The organism is Gilliamella sp. App6-5 (assembly GCF_001690525.1).
In the GTDB taxonomy this organism is placed as follows: domain Bacteria; phylum Pseudomonadota; class Gammaproteobacteria; order Enterobacterales; family Orbaceae; genus Gilliamella; species Gilliamella apicola_H.
Genome location: NZ_LZGT01000036.1, coordinates 1 through 8922 on the forward strand (window position 1 = coordinate 1; position 8922 = coordinate 8922).

The following is an 8922-nucleotide window of genomic DNA, read 5'->3' on the forward strand; positions in this document are numbered from 1 at the left end:
GGATATGCAAGCGGCAATAAGCCAACTTGAAAATGCCCTCTCTATTGCCAAAGCGCTACAAAATGCCGCCACCCAGTCCGAAGCGCACAGCGCCGATACCGACAGCCAAGCGCAACTTAAAGCCAACTTAACTCAGCTAACCCAAAGTGGCCTACTGGCCTATGCGCAAGAAGGCATCGCCCTAACCAGCCCTGAAAATATTCAACTGACAACAGCTAACAGCCTCACCTTAACCAGCGAACATCAAACCGACATCAACGCTTTAAACAACGTCACTGTTTCATCGGCTGAAGCGATTGGTTTATTTGCGCAAAAATCGGGGATGAAACTATTTGCCAACCAAGGTGATATTGAAGTGCAAGCCCAAAATGCCAATCTCAATATGGCCGCCAAGCAAGATATCAAAGTGGATAGCGTGGATGGTAAAGTCACCATTACCGCCAACGACAACCTCACGCTTATTTGTGGTGGTTCGTACATCAAAATCAGCAGTGAAGGCATTGAACTGGGTACACAGGATAATATCTATCTTAAGTGTAATGTCTTCCAGAAGATGGGGCCGGCAAGTATAGAGGATAATAAACTTAAATTCTCAAAAAGTGATGTTGATGTCGCGCTTAGGCGATTAATAGAGAGTGGCCATATTAATTTTTCAGGTTAAGGAACTAAAAAATGACATTATCAGCGGTAAAAAAATGGAAATATCCCGTTATTATAGATGGAAAAGAGAAATTAAGCGCAAATGCTTATTACGAAGCATTAATGTCGGCATCAACGGGGTTTTATCCTGTCAGTGTAAACAAGCTTATACATAGTGGAGTTCATTTTGATTTAAATGCTCTTAAAAAGTTGGGGAATGAAAATGAGCGTAGAGTGCATTGTATTGCTGATGGTGAGATTATAGCTTATCGGGTTAATGACCATTATCAAAAAATAGATAAAGGCGATGAAGTTGTTTTTTTCTCAACGGGTTTTGTTCTGGTTAGGCACTTGCTTGAAATGGAGCGTGTAGAAGAAACGCCAGTATCAGAAAGTGATACAACCGAAAATAACACCAATACAGAAGGGACATCGGCGGATACTAATCAGGCGCAATCACCAAGTAATAGTACCGATACAACAACGCCTACACCCCCTACAACCCCTCAGACAAATACAGAGACAGCGACCGACACATCCTCTTCATCTGAAGCGGCAACAACGTCAGAGACAACACCCAACACGACAGAGCCAGCAAAAGAAAAACAACCAGGACACCGTCTTTATTTTTATAGTTTGTATATGCATTTAGCTGATACAAACTATTACGATAAAAATCCTAAAGAGCCAACCCCTGCATTTTGGGAGCAGGATATTTATCGTGTTCGCGTAGGGCATAAGGACTTAGATTACGTAGCTGGGTTAAATATTCGAGAAACACCCGATAATTCAAATAATAAAAATATACGCGCAGTGTTACAAAAAGGCACAAAAGTCAATTTAAATCTAGATTTGCATGATGAAAAATATGAATGGTATGCTGTTTCGAATTTTGCCGAGGGGTATTCCTCAATTCCTGAATTAAAACCTCGCAAATCTGATGAAACAGAAACAGGAGTCGATATTTTAGGTTGGGTGTATACTGGCAAAGCAGTAACAACATCAGAATTTGAAATATTGAGTAGTGAAACGGATATAACATTGGCGAAAGAAAAAAAAGAATTTAACGCTAATTTAGTAAAATCTAAAGGTTTAAGAGTCTGGAATGACTTTAAGGATAAAAACGATAAACAACTTTACTCAATGCTACCAGAGGGCACACAAGTTAAAATATCAGGAGAGAAAGAAACGAAAAGTTATGTTGAGTTAATGGAAGTGGTTCGAGATGGAAAGCCCACACTACCGTTACCGGCAGAAAAGAAAAAAGTTTGGTATGATTGCCTTGAAAATATAGTCAGAGGGAAAAAATACAACGAAGTGGTGGTTTTAGATAAGCCCTTTCCGATTAAAGCGGGTGATTTAGTGGGTCATATTGGTCATAACCAAAATAAAGGTATACTCAAAAGCAAATATTCTAATCTTGAAACCTTGCCATTAGGTGAAAGTTTAAATGACAGCGAATTTTGTCCTCATTTACATGTTGAATGTTTCACCTGTGAAGACTTGCCAAGTTATATTACTCAAACGCAAGCAGAAGCGAGTAAAATCCCAGAGGAAGATAAAGCCTTTTTGGGTATAGCTAAACAGGTCAAACTACTGGAAAAAGAAGCTGCATCGGATACGACTGTGGGTAAACCGTATGCGAAGACCAAAATCAATATAATGAGTCAAGATGTGAAGGTGGCTTGGTTACAAATTGAAATACAGTCATCAGAAACTGAGATAAAGACATTATGGATAAAAAATGAAGCGGCTATTGCCAAAGTAGCCAAACCCAATGGGGAGTTGTCTTTAGCCGAAAACATGGCGGCTTGGACTAAGCATCCTTTACAAGCGAGCAATATACCCAGTAGTGCGCTGATTGTGGGCACAGCATTACAGGTCGAGATGAATGATGCAAAGTTATCACTAAGCGACAATCGAGCAATAGATGCACAAGATAACGTGTGGTTAAAAGTCGATGTACTTGATGATAAAAACCGAAAAAGAAGTGGTTGGGTGTTAGTGAATGGAGAAGGTGCTAAGCGGGTCTGTTGTTGGGATTGGTTTGATTTTACGCAGATAAAAGAAACGGCCACATTAAAAGAAATCTACCTTGACGCAGACAAATCGTTAAAACGCAATAAAGACAACCATTCATTATTGCAATATAAGCCAACAATAAAAGAAACGTTATCCATCCTTGATAAGCAACACCCGGTTGAAACAAATATATATACCAGTATAAAAGAAGCAAGTTTTAAAGGCATTGCAGATAAACCGATGCTATTTACGGCATTAAGTCGCTTATTAATCAATTACGAAAGCGAATGGTATAGTGAAATTGATGCTGAAGGCAAAATGCCGAAATGGGAAGCGTTAAACAGTGAGATGACGGAAAATGCTAAAAATGTATTAACGTATTTAAAAGAAGCGGATGAAGCAAAATGTGATATCTATGTAAACACACTAGCAGCAGATGAACAGAAATCAGTCAAAAAAGGATTAGAAGAGCTAAGAAGAAGCATAGCACGTTTTCCAGCAGACTATATAGACAGCCCAACAGAAAAGCTCAGTAAAGGGCAATTGGACATCTATTTTTTGCTTAAACAGTTAGAAAAACAAGTGACAGCTTGGGAAAAGACCAAAGAGAAAATCAAGAAAATGTTATGGTGGGATGATGTTGCTAAAGGCTTAGCCAAGCTAAACCAACAAAATGACACCTCCCCAGAAAATGGCGAGACAACTAATACCACAACCCCCCCAACAGACTCAGCCCCACCTGCTACGCTTAGTGCTGATGGTAGGGCGTGGTTTATTCATCCGGTGGCGATGATGGATTATTTCACTAGAGTAGGAATTGTTACTTATCATATTTATCATGACGGAAAAATTGAAAGGCATATACCAGTAGAGACATTAAAAGGTTATGAAAAAAAATATAAATATGTCTATCATGATAAAAATAGTCATGTACATCAATTAGGAATATATGATTATGTTGAAGTAACAAATATTTTTTACCCTCACCAAAGATATGGTCTTACAAAATTCATTCATCTTATTGATTTAAGAGAAGTTCGTCAAAAATATTCACAACATGGTCTGAAGTACTGTTTTAATGTAGATAGTAGTCAAAAACGATTTTTCATGAATCGTGATACTTTAGCAAGTTTTTTTGGCGCAATGCTAGAAGTTAATTTTGTTGATATTAGTTGCAATGGGTTTAGTACTATCACTGGTGGTTCAGGGATCAGTAAGAGCCATTATAATGGTTATCATGGTGATTTTAAATATTTAAGAATTGATGAAGTTTTGGCAAAAGGAGATGGGACAAGCCTTCATATTGATCTACATCCTGAATTATTTGATGTTGAACGTCAAAATCAGTGGAATGATGCTTTGTATAAATTTGGTTGGACAGATATGCTTGGTTGGAGTTATACCTTAAACAAAATTAAAAAATTTCCTAACCATATAACAAAAGAGACTGCACACCATAATCATCATTTGCATGTACAGTTTTATGATATGGATAAAATTAAGGAGCGTAAAAAATGAAGAACCTAATCTATCCTGTAGTTATATATTTTATCATACTGTGTCATATTAATCTTGCAATGGGTAATAATGTACAAAATGATCTACATTATTATCAAAAAATAAGTTTGCCTTATTCATCGAATGACGTAACAAAATATTATTATTGGGAGGATAAAACTGAAGAATTGCGTATATCTCCAAATCAAAAAGTATCAGTTAGGTTTTCTGATAAAGAATGCCGCATTTTGCGAAAATTAGCAAAATTTGGTAGAAGTGATTCCTATTATCCTGCTATTTATTTTAGTTACAAAAATATTTTATATAAAGGTATATTTTTTATAAATTATACTGATAATGATATGCCAGTATTTGTTTTTCAACTAAATAGTTATGATCATCATGGAAACATTATTGACGTAATCGTTCTAGATGAACGAGTAAATGTAGAAGGTGAAGTGTTATACTTTAATGATTTTACAATTCAACAAAATGGGACGATTTTAATTAGTAAAAATGAGCAATATTTACTTGATTATGATTTAATTGATAATAACGGTAAAGGTTTTAGAAAGGGTGAAGCAAAATCTAAAAGATTTACATATCAAATGAGTACTTCAGGCATTTTTAAAAAGATAAACGAAACAAATTATAAACAATATAAGTGGAATTGATTGATAAACAATAATCTGCTTATAAAATTTAACTCCCTCCTAATATACAGCCAAAAAGAAGAAAGTTCTCTATGATAAAAGTAAAAGAGTATTTGGATACTAAAAAATGATAGAACTGGACTATTTCTAATATTTTGGCGAAGATCCGTGCGTGGAATGATGAAAAAATAACGAAGGAATGGGATGGCTCAACATCGCAACAATTGAAATCAATTAGAAATTTAGTTATTTTTTTACAAAAGGAGTTTAATTTAAATGATAAGACTTGTATCAACATCAATGCATTGCTTATAAAACAAGTGGAGAAGGTAAAAATCTTTATCCTCCTGCTGACAATTGGAACATTGATCCCAGCTGTTACTAATGCCAATAATCGTGATGTAATTAAAGTATTGTCGATAAAAAAGGTATTAGAAGTAGATAATAGTGACTATCTTAAAGATTTATGTAATAAATGGAAATTAGATAAAAAAGAGATAATACATTTTTTCGCTACTGCTGAAAAAGATATCAATTCAGCTCAAATAAATTCGTTTGATATCTATCCGTGTGAAATAAAAGGTGAATTATTAATTAATGGAATAAATAAAAAATATAGTATTAATTTGGGTGGTCTAGGATTTTTTTATGGAAAAAACATCAAACAAATAGTATTTGGTTGTTCTAAAGGTGAGTGTCTGAGATATGTTCATTATGAACCAGATATGTAATAGTAATGAGTAGACATATTAATATTGTATGGTTAAGGATTGGAATTTATTCATCATAAACCGATATTGTACTCGGCATTAAGCCGCTTATTAGTCAATTACGAAAGCGAATGGTATAGTGAAATTGATGCTGAAGGCAAACTGCCGAAATGGGAAGCGTTAAACAGCGAGCTGACGGAAAATGCTAAAAATGTATTAACGTATTTACAAACGGGTGACGAAGCAAAATTAGATGCATATTTAAGTCGTGTAGGTAAAGCAAAGGACTCCCCTGAAGCGAAAGGGTTTGAAACACGAAGACGAGAAATAAGCCGTTTTCCTGCTGATTATCAACAATCACCATCGGAAAAGTTGACTAAAGAACAGTTTGAATCTTATGCCAAAATGGCAGCATTAGAAAAACAAGTAACAGCTTGGGAAAAGACCAAAGAGAAGATAAAAAAAATGTTATGGTGGGATGATGTTGCTAAAGGCTTAGCCAAGCTAAACCAACAAAATGACACCCCCCCAGAAAATGGCGAGACAACGGATACCACAACTCCCCCTGCAGATACCACCCCACCAGCCACGCTTAGCGCTGATGGCAAGGCGTGGTTTATTCATCCTGTAGCGATGATAATCTTGTTTTATAAAAAAGTTAATAATAAATTAAAAACATCACAAGCAGGATTGAATTTTATTTATTTAGCAGAAGCTCGAAAAAATGTTTCTAATAAGTTGCACTGGCCGGGAACAGGAAGTGGTATTACTTTAGGTCCTGGATATGATATGAAAGAAAGAAGTTCAGAAAATATTTTGAATGATCTTTTAGATATAGGTATTTCATCCGATATAGCTCAAAAAGTTTCTAATGCTGCTGGTTTAAAAAAAGAAACAGAGATTAATTCTTTTATAACTGAAAATAAAGATGTTATCTCATTAACAGAGGAACAAGAAAAATTATTATTAAAAAAAATAATTCCCGACTATGAAAATAGAGTTGATAAAACTATAAAAATTAATTTGAATCAACATGAATATGATGCTTTAGTTTCTTTTGTCTACAATATTGGATCAATTAAGAGTGATAGTAATTTAGCAAAATATATCAATGAAGGTAAAAAGAAAGAAGCTATGGATGTTTTAGAGCAGTACAATAAATCTGGAGGTAAAGTTTTAGATGGTTTAAAAAAAAGAAGAGAAAAAGAACGAGAAATATTTGAAAAAGGCATATATGCGACTAAAATTTATTAAGGAAGAAAATATGTTTCGTATTTTTTTTATACTAGTTATTCTACTTTTTTCATTCTCAATAAAAGCAAATTTAAATGATAATTGGGTTGTATCTAAAGTATATATTAGTGATACTGTGTACACAAAAAAAGTATCTTATGATGATCCAATTTATCTTAATAGAATATTTCAATGGAAAGAAAATGTTATTAAAACAAATATATATTCTGGTGATCAGATAGAAACTTGTTTAAGTTATAATATAAATAAATTTGTTGTCAATTTTGACGACATCCTGAATAGGAAAATGGCAAAAAATAATAATGAAATATTAACAACTAAATCTTTTGACATCAATATAAAACAATCAATAAACCAGATAGATATTTTTTGTCCTAATATCAATAGAACGTGGACACTTTTCGAAAAAAATGCTAACGAGTATTTAATAATAAATACATATGATTCAATTTTAGAAATAAAGAGAATAAAACATCAGAATATTGAACCGAGTTTTTCTTGTTCAATAGCCAGAAAATCATCTGAAAAACTGATCTGTCAAAATATTTATCTTTCAGGATTGGACAGAAGTATTCATGACATTTACTACAATATAAAAAAATATTATGACTACAATAATGATCAGAAAGATTTTGAAGAAATTTATAATAATCAAAGAAAATTTATTCAAAAAAGAGAGCTATGTAAGGATGAAAATTGTTTAATGGATATTATGTATCAACATGCTAGAGAATTACATGAATATATGCCATTAGTTACACCTTACTAGTTGAAAATTTAATCATGGCAATATTCAAGATGTTATTACTAATCCTGATTTACTTACAAGTTCTATTCAATATGCTATTGAATCAGCTTTTGTTTATTGGACTACTAAGATTGGAAAAATAAACAACCAAAATATTCTTTTGTCACAATTAGCAAAAATAGGCACAGTTCAACAAGTGACACACATTATTAATGGTGGTCAAAATGGGTATGAGGATCGGAAAACACGTTTTAATAGGATTGCATCAATCATTGAAATAGAGCAGGAAAGATAAATTATGAAGAAGTTTATTATATTACTAATTAGCCTAACATCTTTTATTATTTTTCCAATACAAGCTAAAGAATCGAAAAATCGTATTGAACATGGTCCTTTTAACTTATCATGGTGTCATAACGGACAATTCTATTTTGAACGAACGACTGATTTAGATTACCCAATAAATTTTGTATTAGTATGTGGAAATAATAAAAGAATTATTGATCGTTACTATGTAGAAGGTGCAGATCTTATTTATTCCTCAAAAAATGAAAAACAAATTAATATGGAAGTTATATCTACTTTCTTTCATAAAATTAATGAAGAAAAATTCTTATTTGTTATGATTAAAAGGCATGGAACACATACAGGAGGCGGGATTAATACTGATGATTACACTATTTATCCATATAAATACAATAGAAAACATATTATAGCATCTGCTAGAGATTTCGCTGATAATAATTTTTGGGTGTAAATACCCCAAACTTAGTACACAACTTACGTAGAAAATTAAGCTGCCTGTTTTAATGTTTTATACTCAATCGGTGTCATGTTATTTAATGCCTCATGCGGTCTTTCGGTGTTATACACTGTTAGCCATTCTTCGGTTACCTTTCTTGCTTGTTCTAGATTATTAAAAAGATATAAATCGAGTACTTCAGTACGATAGGTACGATTAAATCGTTCAATATAGCCATTTTGATAAGGGCTACCGGGCTGGATATAATCAATGGCTATATCATGGGATTTAGCCCAGTTTATAAAGGTTTTTCCTGTAAATTCTGGCCCATTATCGACCCGTATTTTTAATGGATAGCCATGATATTCAGCCAGTTTATCTAAGTAACGGGTAATTCTCCCTGCCGGTAAGCTTACTGCAATATCAATGCCTAGCGCCTCACGATTAAAGTCATCGATGACATTGAACGTCCTAAAGCGACGCTGATTACGACTACTGTCACTCATAAAATCCATTGACCAACATTCACCTTGTTTATTGGGGGCTGATAGCCTTTCTGGGTTTCGTAGAGGAATGCGCTGTTTACGCTTTACCCTGAGATTAAGCTTTAATTCACAATACACCCGATACACCCGTTTATGATTCCATTTATAGCCG

Annotated in this window: 8 protein-coding genes; 7 read left to right on the forward strand and 1 reads right to left on the reverse strand. The window is 33.7% G+C overall.

Annotated features, from left to right (window positions below; translation table 11 throughout):
• The 7 genes from A9G24_RS04145 to A9G24_RS04175 form a co-directional block, all read left to right on the forward strand.
• Positions 1-661, forward strand: a 661-nt coding sequence (locus A9G24_RS04145) for a DUF2345 domain-containing protein (RefSeq protein ID WP_141673058.1), incomplete at its 5' end; no start/stop codon positions are given.
• Between the two features lie 11 nt (positions 662-672).
• Positions 673-4179 (forward strand): hypothetical protein, encoded by a 3507-nt coding sequence (locus tag A9G24_RS04150; RefSeq protein ID WP_065637905.1) that lies wholly within the window; start codon positions 673-675, stop codon positions 4177-4179.
• Complete coding sequence (locus tag A9G24_RS04155; RefSeq protein ID WP_065579622.1) at positions 4176-4832, forward strand: hypothetical protein; 657 nt, start codon at positions 4176-4178, stop codon at positions 4830-4832. Before A9G24_RS04150 ends, A9G24_RS04155 begins: the two co-directional genes overlap by 4 nt.
• A 134-nt stretch (positions 4833-4966) precedes the next feature.
• Entirely contained in the window at positions 4967-5542 is a 576-nt protein-coding gene (locus tag A9G24_RS04160) for a hypothetical protein (protein WP_065579623.1), read from the forward strand.
• Positions 5543-5581: 39 nt separating this feature from the next.
• On the forward strand, positions 5582-6775 hold the full coding sequence (locus A9G24_RS04165) for a glycoside hydrolase family protein (RefSeq protein ID WP_141673059.1): 1194 nt from the start codon (positions 5582-5584) through the stop codon (positions 6773-6775).
• Between the two features lie 10 nt (positions 6776-6785).
• On the forward strand, positions 6786-7544 hold the full coding sequence (locus A9G24_RS04170) for a hypothetical protein (RefSeq protein ID WP_141669939.1): 759 nt from the start codon (positions 6786-6788) through the stop codon (positions 7542-7544).
• 277 nt (positions 7545-7821) lie between these two features.
• The gene (locus A9G24_RS04175; protein ID WP_065637907.1) at positions 7822-8280 is read left to right on the forward strand and encodes a hypothetical protein; all 459 of its coding nucleotides are present in this window, start codon (positions 7822-7824) and stop codon (positions 8278-8280) included.
• Between the two features lie 35 nt (positions 8281-8315).
• On the opposite strand, the gene A9G24_RS04180 is transcribed toward A9G24_RS04175, so the two are convergent.
• Positions 8316-8922: IS3 family transposase (locus A9G24_RS04180; RefSeq protein WP_141673060.1), on the reverse strand; the 607-nt coding region annotated here is incomplete at its 5' end.

Coding starts and splice junctions, on each gene's coding strand:
- A9G24_RS04170 (WP_141669939.1), top strand. CDS start 6,786: ATGTTTCGTATTTTTTTTATACTAGTTATTCTACTTTTTTCATTCTCA.
- A9G24_RS04150 (WP_065637905.1), top strand. CDS start 673: ATGACATTATCAGCGGTAAAAAAATGGAAATATCCCGTTATTATAGAT.
- A9G24_RS04155 (WP_065579622.1), top strand. CDS start 4,176: ATGAAGAACCTAATCTATCCTGTAGTTATATATTTTATCATACTGTGT.
- A9G24_RS04175 (WP_065637907.1), top strand. CDS start 7,822: ATGAAGAAGTTTATTATATTACTAATTAGCCTAACATCTTTTATTATT.